Consider the following 22,021-nt stretch of genomic DNA (forward strand, 5'->3'; position numbering starts at 1 on the left):
TGGATGGTTGCACCGCAGCCGGTGGCCATCGGTATTCTTCTGCTGTCTCCCAGCGACACGGGGTTATATCACGCGGGGTAATGACAGAATCCGGGCTGAAAGCGAGCTGCCATGCCCCGTCCCATCCTGGCCACCATCCACACCGAGGCCCTGCGCCACAACCTGGCGCGCATGCGCTCCGCCGCGCCGGACGCGCGGGTCTGGGCGGTGGTCAAGGCCAACGCCTACGGCCACGGCATCGAGCGGGTGTACGAGGCGCTGCGCGGCGCCGACGGCTTCGCGCTGCTGGACCTGCAGGAGGCCGAGCGCGTGCGCGCCCTCGGCTGGCGCGGGCCCATCCTGCTGCTGGAAGGCGTGTTCGAGCCGCGCGACCTGGAACTGTGCTCGCGCCTGGGCCTGTGGCACACGGTGCACTGCGACGAGCAGATCGCCTGGCTGGCGGCGCACAAGACGCAGGTGCCGCAGCGCGTGTTCCTCAAGCTCAATTCCGGCATGAACCGCCTGGGCTTCACGCCCCAGCGCCTGCGTGCGGCTTATGCGCGGCTGGAGGCCTTGCCGCAGGTGGAGGAGATCGCCTTCATGACCCACTTCAGCGATGCCGACGGGCCGCGCGGCATCGCCCACCAGGTGCGCGCCTTCGAGGAGGCGACGCGCGACCTGCCCGGTGAGCGCACGCTGTCCAACAGCGCCGCGGCCCTGCGGCACGCCGGCGACGCGCACGTGCGCGGCGACTGGATCCGCCCCGGCATCGCGGTGTACGGCAGCGCGCCCGACTATCCGCAGCACGACATCGCGCACTGGGGGCTGCAGCCGACCATGACGCTCGCCACCCGCATCCTGGCCGTGCAGCAACTGCAGGCCGGCGACACGGTGGGCTACGGCTCCAGCTTCGTCGCCGAGGGGCCGATGCGCATCGGCGTGATCGCCTGCGGCTACGCCGACGGCTATCCGCGCCACTGCGGCACCGGCACGCCGGTGCTGGTGGACGGCGTGCGCACGCGGCTGCTCGGGCGCGTGAGCATGGACATGAGCGCGGTGGACCTGACGCCGGTGCCGCAGGCCGGCTTCGGCACGCCGGTCACCTTGTGGGGCCGGGCCGACGACGGCACCGTGCTGGCGATCGACGAGATCGCGGCGAGCGCCGGCACCCTGGGCTACGAGCTGATGTGCGCGCTGGCGCCGCGGGTGCCGGTCGCCGTCGGGGCGTGACGCGCGGAGGTCCCGACGGGCGTCCCCGCCGGGGGCTGGCGGATTGGCGCGGCGTGCGGGTCTGGGAAGGCGAGACGCGCGAGCGCCTGCGGCGAAGGCACGCGCTGTGGCTGCACGGCTGGTGCATCGGAGCGCTGGTGCTGCTGGTGACCTGGGGCGTGGCGCACCTGCAGATGGTGCTCGGCTCCGGCTCGCTGGCGGGCCGCTACCTGGTGTCGCTCGGCGCCGGCTACCTCGTGTTCCTGCTGGTGCTGCGCTGGTGGGCCGGCTGGCTGGTGGACCGGCGCGCTTCGCTCGATGCGCCCGGCGACTGGGGAGGTGGCGGGGGTGCCAGCCACGATGGCGCGCCCGACGTGGCGCCGATCCGCTCCGGCGGTGGCGGCGATTTCGGCGGCGGCGGAGCGCAGGGCAACTTCAGCGCCGATGCGGACTTCAGCGCGATCGGCGACGCCGGCCCGGCAATCGGTGACCTCGCCGCGGGCGCCGCGGAGGTGGCCGGCAGCGCCGACGAGGGCGCCGTGGTCGTCATCCCGGTGGTGGTGGTGTTCGTCGCCGGCGTGCTGGTCCTGTCCGGTGTCGGCTCGCTGCTGCTCCTGTACTTCGGCTCCGAGGTGCTGCTGGCGGTGGCCGTGGAGATCGCCTTCGGCTATGTGTCCGCCCGCACCGCGCTGCGGGTGGCGCGCGAGGGCTGGCTCACCGCCGCCGTGCGCCTCACGTGGAAGCCCTTGCTGGGGGCGCTGGCCTGCGCCGTGCTGCTGGGGGGCTTGCTGGACGTGTTCGCGCCGCAGGCGCGCTCGCTGCCGCAGGCGGTGAAGCTGTGGTCAGGCGCGCGCTGAAGCGGCGACTGCACCCTCGCTGCGCGCGGGACCGGGCGTGCCGCGCAGCGCCTGCTCGCGCACCAGTGCGAGCGCGAGGTAGTAGTCCTCGATGGCCTCGATGCTGTCCAGGACCGCATCGCGCGTGACGGCGGTGACGCTGCGGCCCGTCCTGCGGGCGCGCGCCTGCAGGCGCTGCTCGATCCCGTGGGGAAGTCGATTCGGTTCCATCTGGCGGCCCCTCTCATCCATTGTCGAGCCATGCTAGGAGGGGCCGCGGCGGCGGACAAGCCAGGGCAACACAGGGCCAACCCTAGGCTGCGTCGCCGCTCGTCGGGTTCGGGGCGCTGAATTGTCGGCCGGACGAGGGGCGATCAGCGTTTGCGCAAGCCGAGGCCGACCACTGCGCTCACGACGAGCAGGGCACCGGCCACCTGCACCGGCGCGATCGCCTGTCCCAGCACGAGCCAGGCCAGCACCAGCGCGAACACCGGCTCCACGTTCATGATCGCGGAGTTGCCGACCACGCCCAGGCGCGGCAGCACCGTGAACATGATGGTGAACGCGGTGCCGTACAGGAAGGTGAGGGTCGCCAGCCCGGCCCAGCCCGCGCCGGCATTGGGCAGGTGGAAGCCGCCGTTGGAAGCCACCATGGTGAGCGCCACCAGGCCGGCCAGCGTCATGGTGGTCGCGGTGCGCACCCGTCCGTCGACGTCGCCGGCCTCGTGCTGCGTGAGCACCAGGGCCAGCCCGAAGGTCGCCGCCGCCGATAGCGCGAAGCCGACGCCGGCGCCGATGCGGGCCCACTGGCCGGACGCGCCGAGCCCCGAGGCGGCGCCGAACACGTCGAGCGCCAGCGCCAGGCCGACCAGGATCAGCGGCATCGCGACCAGCGTCGTCTTCTCGGGCCGGCGGCGGTACACCACTGCATCCCAGAACGCCGTCCAGATCGGATAGGTGTTGAAGGCCAGCAGCGCCAGCGCCACCGGCAGCCGCGCCACCGAGGAATACAGGCACAGGCTCTGCACGCCGATCAGCAGGCCGATCACGGGCAGCATGCGCTTGTGGCGCAGGGTGAAGCGGGGCCGCACGCCCTGCGAGGCGAGGATCGCGAAGATCACGCAGGCGGTGACGGAGCTGCGGAACACCACCGCCGTCGCCACGTCGACCCCGTTGTTGAAGGCGATGCGCGCGGCGACGTGGTTGGCGCCCATCATCAGCGCGATCAGCAGCAGCGTGGCGAAGGCCGCGCCGCTGATGGCGCGGGCCGGCGCGGGAACGACCGCCGACATCAATACAGGCCGTGCACGCGGGCGTGCAGGCGGGACAGGCCGAGGAGGGCGTCGGTGAACGGCGTCGGCACGCCGGTCATCTCGCCCATCTCCCGGACCACCGTGACCAGGGCGTCGATCTCCACCGGCTTGCCCGCCTCCACGTCCTGCAGCATCGAGGTCTTGAAGGCGCCCAGCTTGCGCGTGACCTGGTGCCGGTCCTCCGGCTGCTGCGCGATCGGGATGCCGACGCGCTCGCCGATCTCGCGCGCTTCCAGCATCACGCGCGAGATGAAGCCGCGCACCAGGTCGTCGTTGAGGATCAGGTCGGTGGTTGCGCCGGTCATCGCGCTGACCGGGTTGACGGTCATGTTGCCCCACAGCTTGTACCAGGCGTCCTTCTGGATCTGCTCGGAAAGGACGCACTCCAAGCCGGCGCCAGCCAGCAGCGACGCGAGCTGCTGCACGCGCGCCGTCTTCTCGCCCGAGGGCTCGCCGATGATCAGCTTGTTGCCGAAGTGGTGCTGCACATGGCCAGGCGTACGCAAGGCGCAACTTGCGTGCACCACGCAGCCCACGATGTGGCGCGCCGGCACGGCTTGCGCAATCGCGCCATCCGGGTCGATGGACTTCAGGCGCGTGCCGGCATAGCGGCCGCCGAAACCCTCGAAGAACCACCAGGGCACGCCGTTCATGGCGGTCAGCACGATGGTGTCGGGACCGAGCAGCGGGCGGATCGCGCGGGCGACTTCGGCCATCGCCGGCGCCTTCACCGCGATCACCACCAGGTCCTGCACGCCCAGGTCGGCGGGCGAGGCGCTGGCGCGCACCGGCGCCTGCAGCGTTGCGCCGCCTTCGTCGAGGCGCAGGGCGTCGGCCTGCAGTGCCTGCAAGGTGGCGCCGCGCGCCACCACGCTCACCTCGCACCCCGAGCGCGCGAGCTTGACCCCGATCCAGCCGCCGATCGCGCCGGCGCCGTAGATGCAGACCCGTTTCATGCCTTGTAATCCGTCCCGTACCGTTTCTCGACCAGCCGCGTCATGGCATCGAACACGTCCTGCCCGGCGCCGAACTTCTGGTCGAACTGGAAGGAGTCGTGCGTGGTCCGGCTCGCCACGGCTTCGGGCACGGCAATCGCGCGGCCCAGTGCCGCCTGCGCCACCTGCACGTCGCAGGCCCGCTGCAGCGTCCACAGCCGCACGAAGGTCAGCGGCAGCGTCGCCCCCGCGGCCAGCAGGCCGTGGTTGCGCAGGATCATCAGCGGCTTCGTTCCCAGGCTGGCGAGCAGGCGTGGTGCCTCCTCGGCGTGGATGGTGATGCCCTCGAAGTCATGGTAGGCCACCATGTCGTGCAGCTGCGCCGAATAGAAGTTGTTCTGCGCCAGGCCGCCTTCGGTGCACGCCACGGCGAGCCCGCTGGTGGTGTGCGTGTGCATCACGCAGTGCGCGTCGGGCACGTGGTCGTGGATCGCGGCGTGGATGGTGAAGCCCGCCGGGTTCACCGGCCACGGATTGTCGGCATCGAGCTTGTTGCCCTCGAGGTCGATCTTCAGCAGGTTGCTGGCCGTCACTTCCGAGTAGTGCAGCCCGAAGGGGTTGATCAGGAAGTGCTTGTGCCCGCCGGTCACGCTGTCCGGCAGCCGCACCGTGATGTGGTTGTAGATCATCTCGGTCCAGCCGAGCATGTCGAAGATGCGGTAGGCGGCGGCGAGCTGCACCCGGGCGGCCCATTCCTCGGGGTGCATGCCGGGTGCGCGCGGCTGCAAGACGGCGTTCATGCGCAATGGCCTCAGTAATTGCCCTTGGCCACGGGCTGCGGCTGCGCGCCGCCCTTGAACTTCGCCGACAGGGCGCTGGTGGACTTGACCATCAGGCTGCTGTCGGTGCCCACGGCGATGAAGGTGGCGCCCATCTCGATGTGCTTGCGCGCCAGGGCCTCGTCCAGCGTCAGGATGCCGATCGCCTTGTCCGCCTTCCGGATGCGCGCGAACAGGTCCTCGTGCATCTTCATCATCTCGGGATGCCAGGGATCGCCCACGTGGCCGAAGGCCGCCGACAGGTCCGCCGGGCCGATGAAGACGCCGTCCACGCCTTCGACGTCGGCGATCGCGTCGATGTTGCGCACGCCGGCCTGCGTCTCCACCTGCACCAGCAGGCAGGCCTCGCGATTGGCTTCCTTCGCGTAGTTGGTGTTGCGCCCCCAGCCGGAGGCGCGCGTCGCGGCCATGCCGCGGATGCCCTCGGGCGGGTAGCGCAGGCAGCGCACCAGCTCGCGCGCCTGCTCCGCGGTCTCCACCATCGGCACCAGCAGCGTCTGGATGCCGAGGTCCAGGTACTGCTTGATCGCCGCCTGGCCGACGTAGCCGTGGCCCATCGGCAGCCGCGCGACCGCCTGCACGCCCGGGTAGCCGGCGATGATCTGCGACTGGATCATCAGGTTCTGCAGGTCGTTGGGCGAGTGCTCGGAGTCGAGCAGCAGCCAGTCGAAGCCGGCGGCGGCGCAGATCTCGGTCGGCAGCGGGCCGAGCAGGCTGCACCACAGGCCGACCTGGGTGCGCTTCTCGCGCATCGCTTGCTTGAAGGTGTTGATGGGCGTCTGCATTCCTTGTCTCCCCTCAGGTGAATGTGAACGTGAAGCGGCCGAGCGGCCCGTAGTCGGCGTCGAAGACGTCGCCGCGACGGGCCGGCACCGGCCGCGTGAACGAGCCGGCCAGCACGACCTCGCCGGCCTGCAGCCGCTCGCCCCAGGGCGCGAGCTTACGCGCAAGCCAGGCGACGCCGACGGCGGGATGTCCCTGCACGCCGGCGGCCAGCCCGGTTTCCTCCACGACGCCGTTCTGGCGCAGGATCGCGCCGACCCAGGGCAGGTCCAGCGTGCGCGGATCCGCGCGGCGGCCGCCGAGGACGATGCCGGCATTGGCGGCGTTGTCGCTGATGGTGTCGAACACCTTGCGCGGCGCCTTCGTGTGGCGGTCGAACTGCTCGATGCGCGCATCGATGATCTCGATGGCCGGCTGCACGTACTCCGTGGCGGCGAGCACGTCCTCCATGGTCACCTGCTCGCCTTCCAGTGCGTCCTTCAGGATGAAGGCGAGTTCGACCTCCACCCGCGGCGCGATGAAGCGCTGCGCCGGGATGTCGCCGGGCTCGAAGAACATGTCGTCCAGCAGGGTGCCGTAGTCCGGCTCGTCGATCTGGCTGGACTGCTGCATCGCGCGCGAGGTCAGGCCGATCTTGTGGCCGCGCACCTGGCGGCCTTCGGCGATCTTCATGGCGACCCAGGCGCGCGAGACGGCGTAGCCGTCCTCGATGGTCATGCCCGGGAAGCGCTTCGAGAAGTGCTCGACCTGCACGCGCGAGCGCTCGGATTCGTGCAGTTCGCGGGCGAGCTGCTGGATGGTCTGGGGATCGAACATGGTCGTTATCCGTCACACCCGCGCAGGCGGGGGCCCAGAGCACGCGCGCAGCGCGTGAGCTTCGATGCACTGGATCCCCGCCTGCGCGGGGATGACGGGGAGGGAGGCGGGGCGGACGGTGCGTGGGGTCATTTGTTGAACAGCGGATGCAGCGTGCTGTGCTTGGCGTCGTACACCTGGCCGGGGCTCTCGTCGATCTGCAGCGTGATGCCGATCAGCTCCTGCGCGAACACCGGGGCGAAGTGCTCCTGCACGACGGCCAGCAGGCGGTCGCCCGCGTTCTTCTGCACGGGCGCGCTGCGCCCAGGACCCATGCGCACGTTGATGTAGACGAAGGCGTAGTCGCCCTTGCCGTCGGCCACCGCGTAATGCGCGGCCGGAAAGGCCAGCACCCGCGTGCCGCCGGTGGGAAAGACCTGCTTGCCGGCCTCGTCGAGGATGGTGAGCATCGTGTCCGCCAGCTTGCGGCAGAGGGCGTCGAGGTCCGTCTTCGCCTCGATGTTCGGTGTGTAGAGGATGACGCAGTGGGGCATGCTCAGAGTCGCTGGCCGATGTTCGTGTAGCCGTCGGCGCTGGACGCCTGGGCCTTGGGGATGGCGTCGTCGGCGACGGGCGTCACCGGGAACACCGCGTTGATCTGCCCGGTGCCGGAGGCGCCGAAGTAGGGCGTGATCACTTCCGCGCGGCCGCCGTAGGCGGACCAGCCGAGCGCGCCCAGCAGCATCGCCGTGTCGTGCATGAAGCCCTCGCCGTGGCCCTTGGCCGCATATTCGGGCAGCATGCCGCAGAAGGTCTTCCAGTCGCCGGCTTCCCACAGCCGCACCACGTCGCGGTCCAGCGTTTCCAGGAAGGGGCTCCAGATGCGGAAGGCGTACTCGGGCGCCAGTCCGTTCTGCGCGAAGCGGTGCGACAGCGAACCGCTGGCGAAGAAGGCGACGGTGCCGTCGTAGTGATCCTCCACCGCGCGCCGCATGGCCCAGCCCAGGCGCGCGCTGTCGTTCAGGTAGTGCGCCTGGCACAGCGCCGAGACCGAGATCACCTTGAAGTGCCGGTCCTGGTTCATATAGCGCATGGGAACCAGCGTGCCGTATTCGGGTGCCAGTGTCGTGCGCTCGTGCGCCAGCGTCTCGACGCCCCATTCGTTGCAGGCCTGGGCGAGCAACTGGCCGAGTTCCGGATTGCCCGGGAACGCGTATTCGAGGTTGCTGATGAAGTGCGGCAGCTCGTTGCTGGTGTAGAGGCCCTGGAAGTGGGCGCCGCAGTTGACGTGGTAGTTCGCGTTGACCAGCCAGTGGGAGTCGAACACCACGATCGTGTCCACCCCGAGTTCGCGGCAGCGCCGGCCGATCTCGACGTGCCCGTCGATCGCGTCTTGCCGCGTGCCGTGGCGCGGGCCCGGCAGCTCGCTGAGGTACATGGAGGGAACGTGCGTGATCTTGGCGGCGAGCGCGAGCTTACCCATGCGAACCTCCCTTGCCGTCATTGCTGCGAAGGCCTCCCTCGCCGTCATTCGCGCGGAGGCCACCCTCACCGTCATTCCCGCGAAGGCGGGAATCCAGGGCTTCCGCATTCACGCGCTGCGCGCGTGCTCTGGGCCCCCGCCTGCGCGAGGGTGACGGGTATGCACCCTTCCTGGCCCCCCGCCCACGCGGGCACAACGGCATCCGACCCATCACACCCCCCAACGCGGAATGTGATGCGACCCCAGCGACACCGCGATGTTCTTCGGCTCCAGGAACACCTCGTAGCTCCACGTCCCCCCTTCGCGCCCCGTCCCCGACGCCTTCGTCCCGCCGAAAGGCTGGCGCAGGTCGCGCACGTTCTGGCTGTTGACGAAGCACATGCCGGCCTCGATCGCTGCCGCCACCCGGTGCGCGCGGCCGACGTTCTCCGTGAACACGTACGACGAGAGCCCGTAAGGGATGTCGTTGGCGATGCGGATCGCGTCTTCCTCGCCGTCGAACGGGATCAGGCAGGCCACCGGCCCGAAGATCTCGTCCTGCGCGATGCGCATGCGGTTGTCGACGTCGGCGAAGACCGTGGGCACGACGTAGTTGCCCTTCTCCACGCGTCCGGGCAAGGGCGGCACGTCGAGCCCGCCGCACAGCAGCGTGGCGCCTTCCTTCGTGCCGGCCTCGATGTAGCCGCGCACCTTGGCCAGGTGGCCCTGCGAGATCATGGGGCCGATGATGGTCTTCTCGTCCAGCGGATCGCCGACGGCGATCTTCTTCGCCCGCGCGGCGAAGCGCTCCGCGAACTTCGCGTAGATGGACTTCTGCACCAGGATGCGGCTGCCGGCGGTGCAGCGCTCGCCGTTGTTGGAGAAGATCATGAACACGGCGGCATCGAGGGCGCGTTCGAAATCCGCGTCCTCGAAGATCACGAAGGGCGACTTGCCACCGAGCTCCATGCTGAATTTCTTCAGCCCCGCTTCCCTGACGATGCGGTTGCCGGTCGCCGTGGAGCCGGTGAAGGAGATCGCGCGCACGTCCGGGTGCCGCACCAGCGGCTCGCCGGCCTGCTTGCCGAAGCCGTGCACGATGTTCAGCACGCCGGGCGGAATGCCCGCCTCCAGCGCCAGCGCGCCCAGCCGGGCGGCCGTCATCGGCGACAGCTCGCTCATCTTCAGCACCGCGGTGTTGCCGAAGGCGAGGCAGGGCGCGACCTTCCAGGTGGCCGTCATGAAAGGCACGTTCCAGGGCGAGATCAGCGCGCACACGCCCACCGGATGGAACAGCGTGTAGTTCAGGTGCGTTGGCGTCGGGTACGTGTGGCCGTCCACGCGCACGCACATCTCGGCGAAATAGGAAAAGTTGTCGGCCGCGCGCGGCACCAGCTGCCTGCCGGTCTGCGCGATCACCTGGCCGGTGTCGTCGGTCTCGGTCTGCGCGAGTTCCGGGACGTTCTGCGCGATCAGTTCGCCCAGCTTGCGCACCAGCTTGGCGCGTTCCGGCGCGGCCAGCGACGACCACTTGGGAAACGCCTCCTTCGCCGCGGCCACGGCCTGGTTCACCTCCGCTTCGCCGCCGGCGGCGACTTCGGCCAGCACCTCCTGCGTGGCGGGGTTCACGGTCTCGAAGTATTCGCGGCCGGCGACAGGCTTGCCGGCGATCAGGTGGTCGATGCGCATGGTCAGGAGGAAATGGTGTTCATGAGCGCGCCGATGCCTTCGATCTCGGTCACGACGACGTCGCCCACCTTGCAGTCCACGACGCCATCCGGCGTGCCGGTGAGGATCAGGTCGCCGGGGTTCAGCGTCATGAAGCCGGAGAACCATTCGACCAGCCAGGGCACGTTGAAGATCATGTCCTTCGTGTTGCCCTGCTGGGTGACATGGCCGTTGACGGTGGTCTTGAGCGCGAGCGCCATCGGGTCCGGCACGTCGGCGCGGTCGACCAGCCACGGGCCCAGCGGCGTGGCGCCGTCGCGGTTCTTCACGCGCAGGTTGGGCCGGTACCAGTTCTCCAGGTAGTCGCGGATCGCGTAGTCGTTGGCAACGGTGTAGCCGGCGATGAAATCGTAGGCGTCGTCGCGCTGGACCTTCTTCGCCCGCTTGCCGATCACCACCGCGAGTTCGCACTCGTAGTGCATGAACTGCACGTCGGCGGGGCGCCGGGTGGACTGGCGGTGGCCGTTGAGGGCGCGCTCGCCTTTCAGGAACACGAGCGGCTCCTCGGGCGCCTTGAACGCGAGTTCCTTCGCGTGGTCCGCGTAGTTGAGGCCCAGCGCCAGGATCGTGCGCGGCTTCTCCACCGGCGCCAGCGGCGGCAGCCACGTGACCTGGTCCTGCCAGACCCGCTGGCCGTCCTCCAGCAGCAGCTGGCCGTCGCGTTCGGTGGCGTTGTGCACCACGCCCTGGTGGATCACGCGCGCGCGCTTCATGCGGCCTCCGCGACGAAAGTGTTGGTGAGGGTGCCGAGCGCCGGCATCTTGATCTCGACGCGGTCGCCGGCGCGCACGCGCGGCCGGTCCGTGTCGCAGCCCAGCATCAGCATGTCGCCCTCGCCGAAGCTCATGAACTCGCTGACGTCGGCCAGCAGCTTTTCCGCCGACCGCACCAGCTGCGAGAAGCGCACCGTCTGTTTCAGCTCGCCGTTGACGCGCACCTCCAGCTTGAACACCGCCGGATCGCCGGCCTCGTTGCGGGCGCGCACGCGGTCGCCGATGCCGAGGAAGCCGTCGAGGCAGTTGTACTTCACCGGCGGGCGGAACAGGCTCTCGTGCGGGATGCGCACGTCGTTCATCAGCACGTAGCCGCCGATCTCGCGCGCCGAGCGCAGCACCATCGCCACCGTGGCGCCGACTTCCAGCTCCTGCACGTGGGCGGGGATGGCGATCGCGCCGCCGTTCTCGGTCCAGGTGTTGGCCGGCTTGACGTACAGCACGGGGGCTTGCGGCGGCGCCTTGTACGGGGCTTCGTTCACCTTCGGGCCGAGCGCGTCGAGCTCGCCGCGGAAATTCAGCAGCGTGCCGTAGACCGTGCCTCGCTTGAGCAGGTTCATGGTTGTTCCAGTGCGATGAGTTCGTCGAGCAGCCCGTACAGCTGCGCCAGTTTCTGCTTGCCCAGCGACTGTTCCAGCCACTGGTAGTGGACCTCCACCGCGGTCGCCATGCGGTCGACCATCTTCAGGCCCTTGGGCGTGGCCTCCACCACTGTGCGACGCTGGTCGGCGGGATCGCGTTCGCGCCGGATCAGGCCGTCGCGCTCCATGCGCGCCAGCACGCCGGTGAGGCTGGGGCCGAGGATGGTGGCCTCGCGCGCGACGCGGCCCGTCTCCAGCGTGCCGTGCTCGCCCAGCACCCGCAGCACGCGCCACTGCTGGTCCGACAGGCCGTGCTCGCGCAGGCTGGGGCGGGTGCGCGCCATCAGCGACTCGCGGGCCTGCAGCAGCAGGCGCGGAAGGTTGCGATGGGCGAAGGCGGGACTCATGGCGGGCGGCACACCGATATTTAACATGTTAAATGTCCGGCGTGGGAGGTCAAGCGGGCATGTCCTTACGCAACGGAGGCCCGGATCCTTGCGCGGCAGCAGGCAGCGCGACGGCAGGGTGGCTACAGGGTGCGGGCGACCCAGTAGGTCGCGCCTTGCGGCCCGTATTGCTCGATGTGGGGCGTGCCGCGGATCACCTCGAAGCGGTCGCCCGGCTGCAGGTGCTGCGTCACCCCGTGCTGCGTGAGCCAAAGCTCACCCTGCACCACGAGGGCGCGGGCGGTGAATTCGTGGGTGTGTTCCGGAACGAGCGTGTTCGGCTCGTACGAGCGCGCCAGCACCTCGGTGCAGCCGCGGGCGCGTTCCATCGCCTCGAATTCGGAGAAGGGCTGGCGTGCGGCATTCACGAGGACGATGGTACTCGCGCCTACACTCGGGTCAATGGCAAAGGAGAAGACGGTCTATTCCTGCACCGAGTGCGGCGGGGCATCCCCCAAGTGGCAGGGCAAGTGCCCCCATTGCGGCTCATGGAATACCCTGATCGAGGGCGTGGCCGAAGCCGCCGCCGGCGCCAACCGCAACCGCTTCGCCTCGCTGGCGCCGCCGTCGGAAGTCGCCGTGCTGGCGGACATCGAGGCGGCCGAAGTGCCCCGCACGCCGACGGGCATCGGCGAGCTCGATCGGGTGCTGGGGGGCGGCATCGTGGAAGGCGGCGTGGTGCTGATCGGCGGCGATCCGGGCATCGGCAAGTCCACCCTGCTGCTGCAGGCGCTCGACGGCCTGCAGCGCACCGGCGTGCCGACGCTGTACGTGACCGGCGAGGAAAGCGGCGCGCAGGTGGCGCTGCGCTCGCGCCGGCTCGGGCTCGAGCGCTCGCAGGTGAAGGTGCTGGCGGAAATCCAGCTCGAAAAGATCCAGGCCACCATCGCGGCCCAGCAGCCCGCCGTCGCGGTGATCGACTCCATCCAGACCGTGTACTCCGACCAGCTCACTTCCGCGCCCGGTTCGGTGGCGCAGGTGCGCGAATGCGCGGCGCACCTCACCCGCGCCGCGAAGTCGGGCGGCACGACGATCGTGCTGGTGGGCCACGTGACCAAGGAAGGCGCGCTGGCCGGCCCGCGCGTGCTGGAACACATGGTGGACACCGTCCTCTACTTCGAGGGCGACACGCATTCCAGCTTCCGGCTGGTGCGGGCGATCAAGAACCGCTTCGGCGCCGTCAACGAGATCGGCGTGTTCGCGATGACGGAAAAGGGGCTCAAGGGCGTGGCCAATCCGAGCGCGATCTTCCTGTCGCAGCACAGCGAGCCGGTGCCGGGCAGCTGCGTGCTCGTGACGCTGGAAGGCACCCGGCCGATGCTGGTGGAGATCCAGGCGCTGGTGGACAGCGGCGGGCCGAGCCCGCGCCGCCTGTCCGTCGGCCTCGAGCGCGACCGCCTGGCCATGCTGCTGGCGGTGCTGCACCGGCATGCCGGCGTCGCCTGCATGGACCAGGACGTGTTCGTCAACGCGGTGGGCGGCGTGCGCATCAGCGAGCCGGCGGCCGACCTGGCCGTGATGCTGTCCATCACGTCCTCCTTGCGCGGCCGCGCGCTGCCCAAGGGCTTCATCGCCTTCGGCGAGGTGGGCCTGGCGGGCGAAGTGCGCCCGGCGCCGCGCGGGCAGGAGCGCCTGCGCGAGGCGGCCAAGCTCGGCTTCTCGGTGGCGATCGTGCCGAAGGCGAATGCGCCCAAGGGCAAGGTACGCGAGCTGGAAGGCCTGACGATCCATCCGGTGGAGCGGATCGAGGAAGCGCTGGAAGCAGTGCGCGGGCTGGCGTGAAGATCGCGCTGCCGGCCGGGGGCCGTGCCAGGCTGCCGGCGCGCCGACGCACAATGCGCGCATGAATTTCCAGAGGATCGTCCTGCCCATCCTGGGCGTCGTGGTGGTGGCCGTCGCGTGGCGCGCCTATGGCTGGCCCGGCGTGGCCCTGGCCGGCGGTGGCATCGTGATGTGGATGCTGCTGCACTTCACCCGCATGATGAAGGTGCTGCAGCGCGCCTCGGCGCGGCCCGTGGGCTTCTGCGACAGCGCCGTGATGCTCAACGCGAAGCTGCGGCCCGGCGTGAACCTGCTGCACGTGATGGCCATGACGCGCGCGCTGGGCGAGCAGGTCAGCCCCAAGGAGCAGCAGCCGGAGCTCTATCGCTGGACCGACGGCTCGGGCTCGCACGTCACCTGCGAGTTCCTGCACGGCAAGCTGGTGAAATGGGTGCTGTTCCGGCCGCAGGCGGCTGCCGACGAGGGGCAAACGCCCGCCGCTTAAAATGGGGGGTTTCGCAATCGAGCGAATTCAATTTCCCTGAAGGAAACACCATGAGCCCGGTAGTACCCTCGATGGCCGACCGCGACGGCAAGATCTGGATGGACGGCGAGCTGGTCGACTGGCGCGACGCGAAGATCCACGTGCTGACCCACACGCTGCACTACGGCTGCGGCGCGTTCGAAGGCGTCCGCGCGTACAACACGGTCGACGGCACGGCGATCTTCCGCCTGCAGGAACACACGGACCGCCTGTTCAACAGCGCCAAGATCCTGCGCATGCAGCTGCCTTTCAGCAAGGAGCAGCTGAACGAAGCGCAGAAGGCCGTCGTCAAGGCCAACAAGCTCGAATCCTGCTACCTGCGCCCGCTGGTGTGGATCGGCTCGCAGAAGCTGGGCGTGAGCCCCAAGGGCAACCAGATCCACTGCATGGTCGCCGCCTGGGCCTGGGGCGCCTACCTGGGCGAGGAAGGCATGCAGCGCGGCATCCGCGTCAAGACCTCGAGCTACACGCGCCACCACGTCAACATCACGATGACGCAGGCCAAGGCCGTGAGCAACTACAGCAACTCCATCCTCGCCAACATGGAGGCGCTGGACGACGGCTACGACGAAGCGCTGCTGCTCGATAGCTCCGGCTTCGTCTCCGAAGGCGCGGGCGAGAACGTGTTCGTGGTGAAGGACGGCGTGATCTACACGCCGGACCTCTCGGCCGGCGCGCTGAACGGCATCACCCGCAACACCGTCTTCCACATCGCCAAGGACCTGGGCATCGAAGTCGTGCAGAAGCGCATCACCCGCGACGAGATCTACATCGCCGACGAGTGCTTCTTCACCGGCACCGCCGCCGAAGTCACCCCGATCCGCGAACTCGATCGGGTGGAGATCGGCATCGGCCGCCGCGGCCCGGTCACGGAGAAGCTGCAAAACGCCTTCTTCGACATCGTCAACGGCCGCAATCCCAAGTACGCCCACTGGCTCACCCGCGTCTGACCCGCATGGCGACCCCCAACAAACCCGAAAAGATCGTCGAACTGCTGGCGAAGGACCTGAACGGCAACGGCGGCATCTTCTGCCCCAGCCCGAAGGCCGACATGAAGCTGTGGAACAGCCACCCGCGCGTGTACCTCGACATCGCGCAGAGCGGGGCGGCCAAGTGCCCTTATTGCGGCACGGTCTACAAGCTCAGGGAAGGCGAGCACTTCGGCGGCCACCACTAATTGGGGTCAGATTCCAATTTCCGGTCCACCGCCGCCGGCCAGCGGGCGGCGGGAGCGATCCGGTCCCTCGTCATCGCACCGCAGTGGATCGGTGACGCGGTGATGACCGAGCCGCTGCTGCGTCGCCTGCATGCGCGCGGCGAGCGGATCACCGTGGGCGCCCTGCCGTGGGTGGCGCCCGCCTACCGCGCCATGCCGCAGGTCGATGCGGTGATCGAATTCCCGTTCCGCCACGGCGGGCTGCAATGGCGCGAACGGCGCGCGCTCGCGCGGCAGATCGAAGGCGGCTTCGACACCGCCTACGTGCTGCCGAATTCGCTCAAGAGCGCGCTGCTGCCCTTCCTGGCCAGCATTCCGCGCCGCGTCGGCTACCTGGGCGAGGCGCGCGTGGGCCTGCTCACGCACCGCCTGAAGAACCCGAAGGACAAGCCGCCGATGGTGGCCTTCTATTCGGCGCTGAGCGGCGAGCCAGGGCTGGAGCACGATCGTCCCCAGCTCGCCTTGCCGGCGGAGCAGGTCGACGAGGTCCTGCGCGCGCAGGGACTCGAGCGCGGCGGCTACGTGGTGATGGCGCCCGGTGCCGAATACGGGCCGGCCAAGCGCTGGCCGCACTTCGGCGCGCTGGCGCAGCGCATCGCGCAGCCGGTGGTGCTGCTCGGCTCGGGCAAGGAGGCAGACCTGTGCGAAGCGATCGCGCTGCAGGCGCCCGGGCGCACCCGCAACCTGGCCGGCAAGACGTCGCTGCTCGAAGCCTTCGCGCTCATTGCCGGCGCCGGCAACGTGGTCAGCAACGATTCCGGCCTGATGCACGTGGCGGCGGCCTTCGGCGTGCCGCAGGTCGCCCTGTTCGGCTCGTCGAGCCCGCTGCACACGCCGCCGCTGAACGATCGCGCCCAGGTGGTCTGGCTCAAGCAGGATCCGGATTACCTTCCGCCCCTGGACTGCGCACCCTGCTTCCAGCGCGAATGCCCGCTGGGCCATTTCCGCTGCCTGAACGATGTGAGCGCGCAGCGGGTGCACGCGCTGCTCTGACTGCGGCATGATGCGCGCCACCATGGACCGCGTCACGATCTACCACAACCCCGCCTGCGGAACCTCGCGCAACACGCTCGCCCTGCTGCGGCATGCCGGCCTCGAGCCCGAGGTGATCGAGTACCTGAAGACTCCGCCGACCAAGGACAAGCTGCGAGAGCTGCTGGCCGCCATGCAGATGCCGGTGCGCGAGCTGCTGCGCGAGAAGGGCACGCCGTACGCGGAGCTGGGGCTGGCGGATCCGAAATGGTCGGACGAGCAGCTGCTCGACTTCATCGTGCAGCATCCGATCCTCATGAACCGGCCGATCGTGGTCACGCCGCTGGGCACGAAGCTGTGCCGGCCGAGCGAGGAAGTGCTGGAGATCCTGCCGGTGGCCGAGCCGATCGCACCGTTCACCAAGTCGGATGGGGAAGAGGTCGTCGACGACGGGCGACGACGGAGCCGGGGCGATTCGTAGGCTGGCGGTGGAGCGCCAGCGCAACCCCGGCGCTCCACGCAGACGCTGGGGTTCGCGCTGCGCGGCTCACCGCCAGCCTACCCAGGGAACCAGCCAGCGCCCGATCACCCGCGCCAAAAAAAACAGCCATCTTGCGATGGCTGTATGAAGTCCTTGGAAGGACGTCGTTGGGAGACTTGAAACCTGGACCGGTTGTCCGCCGAAGCGCGACAGATGGGTTGACTTTAATCCCCGCACCGCTTGCGAACATCCCCTTTTAGGAGGAGGCAGCGGAAGCGAAGCACGAATTCATCTTCGTGATTTTCTTCCGCGTTGGCGAGCCCCGCAGAACGCTTTTACGGCAGGTTACACCGGGGTGCAGGGCAGCCGCAGGACAAAGCAGGCGCCGCCGCCGGGGTTGTCCTCGCAGTGGGCGCTGCCGTGGTGGCGCTGCGCGATGGAGCGCACCAGCGCCAGGCCGAGGCCGACGCCGCCTTCGCGCTCGCTGGCGCCGCGCAGCCGGTAGAAGGGCTCGAAGATGTGCTCGCGCTCCGGCGGCGGCACGCCGGGCCCGCGGTCGCAGACGCGCACGACCGCTTGCGTGCCCTGCCGCACGACGCTCACCCGCACCGGGCCGCTGGTGTAGCGGCGGGCGTTCTCCAGCAGGTTGCGGATCGCGCGGCGCAGCAGCTTGGCCACGCCTTGCACCACCAGCGTCTGGTCGGAAGCGCTTTCCTCCAGTTCGGCGCCGGCGCGGGCACTTTCCTCGGCAGCCAGGCCGGTCAGGTCGACCGGCTCGACCGTGCCCATGTCGGACTCGCGGGCATCGAGCCGGCTGGCCAGCAGGATCTCGTCGATCAGCTGGTCGAGCTCGGCGATGTTGCGGGTGATCTCCTCGCGCGTGCGCGGCGAGGGCTCGGGGTCCATCAGCTCCAGCCCCATGCGGATGCGCGCCAGCGGCGAGCGCAATTCGTGCGAGGCATTGGCCAGCAGCGACTTGTGCGACTTGACCAGCGTCTCCACCCGCTCGGCCGCGTGGTTGAAGCGGCGCGCCAGGAAGGCGACCTCGTCGCTGCCGCGCTCGGGCACGCGCACGCTCAGGTCGCCCTCGCCCCAGCGTTCGACGCCGACGCGCAGGTCCTCCAGGCGCTGCGTGAGCCGCCGCACGATCGGGTAGCTGCCGACCGCCACCGCCAGCGCGACGATGCCGAGCAGCCAGAGGAAGCCGGTGGAGCCGCGCGGCAGCCAGGAACGGCCCCCCGGCCGGCCGTCGCCGGGCGGACGCGGACGCGGCGGCAGCTGCACCACGATGCTGTTGCCGTCGTTCATCTCGATCGGGAATTCCAGCCCGACGCCCGGCACGCGCTGCGGCCGCACGCGGCTCTGGCCGATCACCTCGCCCGCCGCGTTGCGCACGATCACCTCGCGCATCGGCAACTGCTCCTGGTTGACGCGCCAGAGCCAGCCGAAAGCGACCGTGAGCACCCCCACCGTGGCGATCACGGCGATCCAGATGCGCAGGTAGAGGGGAAAGCGCCAGCCGGCGTTCCAGGCGGTCATGCCGTGGCGGATTCTCCTAGTCCTGCTGCTTGGCAAACACGTAGCCCACGCCGCGCACCGTGAGGATGCGCTTGGGGTTCTTGGCGTCGACCTCGATGGCCGCGCGGATGCGGCCCATGTGCACGTCGATCGAGCGGTCGAAGGCCTCCAGCTCGCGGCCCCGCACGGCCTCCATGATCTGGTCGCGCGTGAGCACGCGGCCGGCGCGCTCGGCCAGCACGACCAGCAGGTCGAACTGGTAGGACGTGAGGTCGGCCGGCTTGCCGCCCACGGAGACCGTGCGCGCGTCGCGGTCGATCTCCAGCGAGCCGAAGCGCATGAGCTTGGCGGGCGGCGGGGTACCGTCGTGCCGGCGGCGCAGGATGGCGCGGATGCGCGCCAGCAGCTCGCGCGGCTCGAAGGGCTTGGGCAGGTAGTCGTCCGCGCCCAGCTCCAGGCCGACGATGCGGTCCATCGGATCGCCCTTGGCGGTGAGCATCAGCACCGGCACCTTGCCCGTTTCGCCGGGCAGCGAGCGCACGCGCCGGCATACTTCGAGCCCGTCGAGGTCGGGCAGCATCAGGTCCAGCACCACGAGGTCGGGTGCGGTGCCGGTGGGCGGGTCCTCCAGCAGGTTCAGCCCGGCGGTGGCATCCGGCGCATGGGTCACCCCGAAGCCCGATCGCTCCAGGTACTCGCCGACCATGTGGGCCAGGCGGGTGTCGTCCTCGATCATCAGGAGTTGCTGCATGTCGGAATACTACTTACTGCGGGCCACCGACGCGGGGCCCCTCGCAAGCCATGGTGGGCAGCGGGCATCGCAGGGGCTTGTAGCTCCCGTAAAGTAAGGTAAATGGCGGTCTCCACGGTGCATATTCCCGCCACCTTGCCCGAGGCGCTGGCGCGGCAGGAGCCGGGTGCCCCGGCGCTGCGCTTCGGCGCGGTGTGGCTCAGCTACGGCGAAGTGCGGGCGGCCGCCGAGCGCGCTGCCGCCATTGCCTGGCACGACTGGGGCGTACGGCCGGGCGACCGCGTGGCCTGGCTGGGTGCCAACCACCCGGCGCAGATCGCCTTGCTGTTCGGGCTGGCGCGCATCGGCGCCATGCTGCTGCCGCTGAACTTCAGGCTCGCGATGGCCGAGTGGCAGCGCGCGCTGGCGGAGTGCGGTCCGCGCCACCTGGTGCACGACGGCGACTGGGCGCAGGCGGCGCGCGACCTCGCGTCTCGAAGCGCACTGAGCGCGCATCCGGCCGAGACCCTCTCGGCCGCCGATGCGCCACCCGCACCCGTGCACGCCGGCCCCGACGCGCCCGTTCTGCTGGTGCACACCTCCGGAACGACGGGCGGGCCGAAGGCGGCGGTCCACACCCAGGCCAACCTGCTGGCCAACATGCGCATCGCCGGCCAGGTACAGGAGATGACGCCCGCCGACACGGTGCTCACCGTGCTGCCGATGTTCCACGTCGGCGGGCTGTGCATCCAGACGCTGCCGGCGCTGCATGCGGGCGCGCGGGTGCTGCTGCACGCACGCTTCCATCCCGGCGAGACGCTGGCGGCGATCGCGCAGGCGCGTCCGACGCTCACCCTGCTGGTCCCGGCCACCATGAGGGCGCTGGTCGAGCATCCGGCGTGGAGCGGCACCGACCTGTCGTGCCTGCGCGCCGTGTGGGCCGGGTCCAGCTTGCTGCCCGCTTCGCTGGTCGAGGCCTTCCATGCGCGCGGCGTGCCGGTGTGCAATGTGTACGGCGCGACGGAGACGGGGCCTTTCTCCGTGGCCCTGCCGCCATCGCGTGCGATGGACCACGTGGGTTCCTGCGGCTGGCCGGCGCCGGAAGTGGAGGCGCGGCTGGGGCCGCCGCTGGGCGATGCGGCGGAGTTGCTGCTGCGCGCGCCCAACGTCGTGCGGCGCTACTGGCCCGACCTCCCGGCCTGCGACGCTGCGGGCTGGTTCGCGACCGGCGACCTCGCGCAGCGCGACGAAGACGGCAGTTACCGCATCGTCGGCCGCGCCCGCGACCTGATCATCAGCGGCGGCGAGAACGTGCATCCGGCCGAGGTGGAGGCCGCGCTGATGCTGCACCCGGGGGTGGCCGAATGCGCCGCGTTCGGGCTGCCGGATGCGCGCTGGGGCGAGGTGGTCGCGGTGGCGGTGGTGAGGGCGGAGGGAGCGCAGGTGTCCCAAGAAGAGCTGGTCGCGCACCTGCAATCGCAGATCGCGCGCTTCAAGGTGCCGCGGCGCTGGTTCTTCGTCGGGCAGTTGCCGAAGACGGCGTTGGGAAAGGTCCAGCGGGCGGTGCTTGCGCGGCAGTTCACGTAGGCTGGTGGTGAGCGCCGAAGGCCGAACCCCAGCGTTGCGAAGCGCTGGGATTCGCGCTGTCGCGGCTCACCGCCAGCCTACCGAAGGACGCCAGCCCTTCACCCCGCCTCCGCCGGCGCCCCCTGGCTCCCATGCCGACCCTGCATCTTCCACAGCAGCAGGATCAGCAGCATCGCCGGGATCGCGGTCAGCGCCGTGCCGAGGAAGGCCGTCGCGTACGCGCCCAGCAAGCCGTAGTGCGGCGTGAGCGTATCCACCGCGACGCCCGAGAAGCCCTTGAGGAACTTGCCCAGCAGCGCATACGTCGAGGACAGCATCGCGTACTGCGTGGCGGTGTAGCCCAGGCTGGTCAGGCTCGACATGTACGTGACCAGCGCCACGCCGGCAAAGGCCTGCGCGAAGGCGTCCAGCGACATCACGATCGCGAACACGACATCGTTGACGTGCAGCGCCAGCAAGGCGAAGGCGCCGGTGCCGAAGGCCTCCAGCACGAGCCCGACGATCAGCGTCGGCAGGATGCCGATGCGGATCGCCGTCAGGCCCGCCGCCCCCAGCCCGACGAAGGTGAACACCAGCCCGAAGGAGCCGCGCACCACGGCCACCGTGTCCTTGCTCACGCCGAGGTCGTGGTAGTAGGGGTTGTACATCGGGCCCATGATGAAGTCGGGCAGCCGGTACAGCGCGACCATCAGCAGGATCACCAGCCCGGCGATCTTGTGCTTGCGAAAGAAGTCGACGAAGGGGCCGATCAGCGCGTCCACCAGGCCGCGCCCGCTCCACAACGGCGGCTTGCTGTGCAGCACCTCGTCGGCGCGCTGCGGTTCGAAGGCGAAGAAGGTCGCCGCTACGCCGACGGCCATCAGGACCGCCATCGCGACATACGAGATCGGCCAGCCGACGCGTTCGGCCGCCGCGATGATCGCCGCATCCGTGATCAGGAGCGCGACGCGGTAACCGAGCTGCGCCGCCGAGGTGAGCAGGCCGACTTCATCCGAGTTGTCCGCCGCCTCGATGCGCCAAGCGTCGATCGCGATGTCCTGCGTCGCCGAGGCGAAGGCGACCAGCAGCGCGAAGGCGCCGATCGCCACCAGGCCCGCCGAGACGCCGACCAGGGCCATGCCGACCAGGCCGATCGCCACCAAGATCTGGCAGAACAGCATCCAGCCGCGCCGGCGCCCCAGCTTGCCGAACAAGGGGATGTCGAGCCGGTCGACCAGCGGCGACCAGTACACCTTGAAGGCATACATGAAGCCGACCCAGGAGATGAAGCCGATCGCCTTCAGGCTGGTGCCCTCGTCGCGCAGCCAGTAGCCGAAGGTGTTGGCGGTCAGCAGGAAGGGCAGGCCGGAGGCGAAGCCCAGGGCCAGCATGACGGCGATCTTGGGTTGCCGCAGCGCCCGCACGACGTCGAGCGCGGAGCGCTTGCGGCGCTTGGGGGCCGAAGCCGGCGGGGAGGCGTTTGCAGGCGTGCGCTGAGCAGAGGAGGCGACGGGGTCCGACATGGTGGCTGTGCTTCGTCAGTATTATTTGCCC

General features: G+C 69.8%; 25 protein-coding genes. 9 read left to right on the forward strand and 16 right to left on the reverse strand.

Annotated elements, in window-relative coordinates; all coding sequences use genetic code 11:
• The first annotated feature begins 111 nt into the window (after positions 1-111).
• The gene (gene alr / locus JI746_RS18125) at positions 112-1,209 is read left to right on the forward strand and encodes an alanine racemase (protein WP_201691553.1); all 1,098 of its coding nucleotides are present in this window, start codon (positions 112-114) and stop codon (positions 1,207-1,209) included.
• Between the two features lie 53 nt (positions 1,210-1,262).
• A complete protein-coding gene (locus tag JI746_RS18130; protein WP_330893026.1) occupies positions 1,263-2,045 on the forward strand; it encodes a hypothetical protein in 783 nt (260 codons plus the stop codon).
• On the opposite strand, the gene JI746_RS18135 is transcribed toward JI746_RS18130, so the two are convergent.
• From JI746_RS18135 to JI746_RS18195, 13 genes are all read right to left on the reverse strand, one after another.
• The gene (locus JI746_RS18135; protein WP_201691557.1) at positions 2,031-2,255 is read right to left on the reverse strand and encodes a hypothetical protein; all 225 of its coding nucleotides are present in this window, start codon (positions 2,253-2,255) and stop codon (positions 2,031-2,033) included. The genes JI746_RS18130 and JI746_RS18135 overlap by 15 nt on opposite strands.
• Before the next feature lie 143 nt (positions 2,256-2,398).
• Positions 2,399-3,316: an EamA family transporter gene (locus JI746_RS18140; RefSeq protein WP_201691559.1), complete on the reverse strand. Its 918-nt coding sequence runs from the start codon at positions 3,314-3,316 to the stop codon at positions 2,399-2,401.
• Complete coding sequence (locus tag JI746_RS18145; RefSeq protein WP_201691561.1) at positions 3,316-4,293, reverse strand: 2-dehydropantoate 2-reductase; 978 nt, start codon at positions 4,291-4,293, stop codon at positions 3,316-3,318. Before JI746_RS18145 ends, JI746_RS18140 begins: the two co-directional genes overlap by 1 nt.
• A complete protein-coding gene (locus JI746_RS18150; RefSeq protein ID WP_201691563.1) occupies positions 4,290-5,072 on the reverse strand; it encodes a class II aldolase/adducin family protein in 783 nt (260 codons plus the stop codon). Before JI746_RS18150 ends, JI746_RS18145 begins: the two co-directional genes overlap by 4 nt.
• Positions 5,073-5,083: 11 nt before the next feature.
• Positions 5,084-5,896, reverse strand: coding sequence for an aldolase/citrate lyase family protein (locus JI746_RS18155; protein WP_201691565.1), 813 nt, complete (start codon positions 5,894-5,896; stop codon positions 5,084-5,086).
• Positions 5,897-5,909: 13 nt separating this feature from the next.
• The gene (gene hpaH / locus JI746_RS18160; RefSeq protein ID WP_201691567.1) at positions 5,910-6,710 is read right to left on the reverse strand and encodes a 2-oxo-hept-4-ene-1,7-dioate hydratase; all 801 of its coding nucleotides are present in this window, start codon (positions 6,708-6,710) and stop codon (positions 5,910-5,912) included.
• A 128-nt stretch (positions 6,711-6,838) separates the two neighbouring features.
• On the reverse strand, positions 6,839-7,243 hold the full coding sequence (locus JI746_RS18165) for a 5-carboxymethyl-2-hydroxymuconate Delta-isomerase (RefSeq protein WP_201691569.1): 405 nt from the start codon (positions 7,241-7,243) through the stop codon (positions 6,839-6,841).
• Between the two features lie 2 nt (positions 7,244-7,245).
• Positions 7,246-8,172 (reverse strand): 3,4-dihydroxyphenylacetate 2,3-dioxygenase, encoded by a 927-nt coding sequence (gene hpaD / locus JI746_RS18170; protein ID WP_201691571.1) that lies wholly within the window; start codon positions 8,170-8,172, stop codon positions 7,246-7,248.
• A 210-nt stretch (positions 8,173-8,382) separates the two neighbouring features.
• Positions 8,383-9,840 (reverse strand): 5-carboxymethyl-2-hydroxymuconate semialdehyde dehydrogenase, encoded by a 1,458-nt coding sequence (gene hpaE / locus JI746_RS18175; RefSeq protein WP_201691573.1) that lies wholly within the window; start codon positions 9,838-9,840, stop codon positions 8,383-8,385.
• Between the two features lie 2 nt (positions 9,841-9,842).
• Complete coding sequence (locus tag JI746_RS18180) at positions 9,843-10,592, reverse strand: fumarylacetoacetate hydrolase family protein (RefSeq protein ID WP_201691574.1); 750 nt, start codon at positions 10,590-10,592, stop codon at positions 9,843-9,845.
• Entirely contained in the window at positions 10,589-11,212 is a 624-nt protein-coding gene (locus tag JI746_RS18185; protein WP_201691576.1) for a fumarylacetoacetate hydrolase family protein, read from the reverse strand. Before JI746_RS18185 ends, JI746_RS18180 begins: the two co-directional genes overlap by 4 nt.
• A complete protein-coding gene (gene hpaR, locus JI746_RS18190) occupies positions 11,209-11,640 on the reverse strand; it encodes a homoprotocatechuate degradation operon regulator HpaR (protein ID WP_201691849.1) in 432 nt (143 codons plus the stop codon). Before hpaR ends, JI746_RS18185 begins: the two co-directional genes overlap by 4 nt.
• A 122-nt stretch (positions 11,641-11,762) precedes the next feature.
• Entirely contained in the window at positions 11,763-12,047 is a 285-nt protein-coding gene (locus tag JI746_RS18195) for a cupin domain-containing protein (RefSeq protein ID WP_330893027.1), read from the reverse strand.
• Between the two features lie 34 nt (positions 12,048-12,081).
• Between JI746_RS18195 and radA the strand changes: the two genes are divergently transcribed.
• From radA to arsC, 6 genes are all read left to right on the forward strand, one after another.
• Positions 12,082-13,461, forward strand: a complete 1,380-nt coding sequence (gene radA / locus JI746_RS18200; RefSeq protein WP_201691578.1) for a DNA repair protein RadA — start codon at positions 12,082-12,084, stop codon at positions 13,459-13,461.
• Between the two features lie 61 nt (positions 13,462-13,522).
• Entirely contained in the window at positions 13,523-13,945 is a 423-nt protein-coding gene (locus JI746_RS18205; RefSeq protein WP_201691580.1) for a glycerate kinase, read from the forward strand.
• A 50-nt stretch (positions 13,946-13,995) separates the two neighbouring features.
• Positions 13,996-14,934 carry a branched-chain amino acid transaminase gene (locus JI746_RS18210; RefSeq protein ID WP_201691582.1) on the forward strand — a complete coding sequence of 313 codons (939 nt, stop codon included), beginning with the start codon at positions 13,996-13,998 and terminating at the stop codon, positions 14,932-14,934.
• Positions 14,935-14,939: 5 nt separating this feature from the next.
• Positions 14,940-15,161 carry a zinc-finger domain-containing protein gene (locus tag JI746_RS18215; protein WP_201691584.1) on the forward strand — a complete coding sequence of 74 codons (222 nt, stop codon included), beginning with the start codon at positions 14,940-14,942 and terminating at the stop codon, positions 15,159-15,161.
• Between the two features lie 57 nt (positions 15,162-15,218).
• Positions 15,219-16,193, forward strand: coding sequence for a lipopolysaccharide heptosyltransferase II (gene waaF, locus JI746_RS18220; protein ID WP_330893035.1), 975 nt, complete (start codon positions 15,219-15,221; stop codon positions 16,191-16,193).
• A 22-nt stretch (positions 16,194-16,215) separates the two neighbouring features.
• Positions 16,216-16,653 (forward strand): arsenate reductase (glutaredoxin), encoded by a 438-nt coding sequence (gene arsC / locus JI746_RS18225; RefSeq protein ID WP_201691851.1) that lies wholly within the window; start codon positions 16,216-16,218, stop codon positions 16,651-16,653.
• 345 nt (positions 16,654-16,998) lie between these two features.
• On the opposite strand, the gene JI746_RS18230 is transcribed toward arsC, so the two are convergent.
• Complete coding sequence (locus JI746_RS18230; protein ID WP_201691588.1) at positions 16,999-18,192, reverse strand: sensor histidine kinase; 1,194 nt, start codon at positions 18,190-18,192, stop codon at positions 16,999-17,001.
• A 16-nt stretch (positions 18,193-18,208) separates the two neighbouring features.
• Entirely contained in the window at positions 18,209-18,922 is a 714-nt protein-coding gene (locus JI746_RS18235; protein ID WP_236599941.1) for a response regulator, read from the reverse strand.
• Between the two features lie 102 nt (positions 18,923-19,024).
• Between JI746_RS18235 and JI746_RS18240 the strand changes: the two genes are divergently transcribed.
• Positions 19,025-20,488, forward strand: a complete 1,464-nt coding sequence (locus tag JI746_RS18240; protein ID WP_201691590.1) for a class I adenylate-forming enzyme family protein — start codon at positions 19,025-19,027, stop codon at positions 20,486-20,488.
• A gap of 98 nt (positions 20,489-20,586) precedes the next feature.
• On the opposite strand, the gene JI746_RS18245 is transcribed toward JI746_RS18240, so the two are convergent.
• Positions 20,587-21,990 (reverse strand): AmpG family muropeptide MFS transporter, encoded by a 1,404-nt coding sequence (locus JI746_RS18245; protein ID WP_201691592.1) that lies wholly within the window; start codon positions 21,988-21,990, stop codon positions 20,587-20,589.
• Positions 21,991-22,021: the final 31 nt, after the last annotated feature.

Origin of the sequence: Ramlibacter alkalitolerans (assembly GCF_016722765.1) — a bacterium.
Taxonomy (GTDB): Bacteria; Pseudomonadota; Gammaproteobacteria; order Burkholderiales; family Burkholderiaceae_C; genus Ramlibacter; species Ramlibacter alkalitolerans.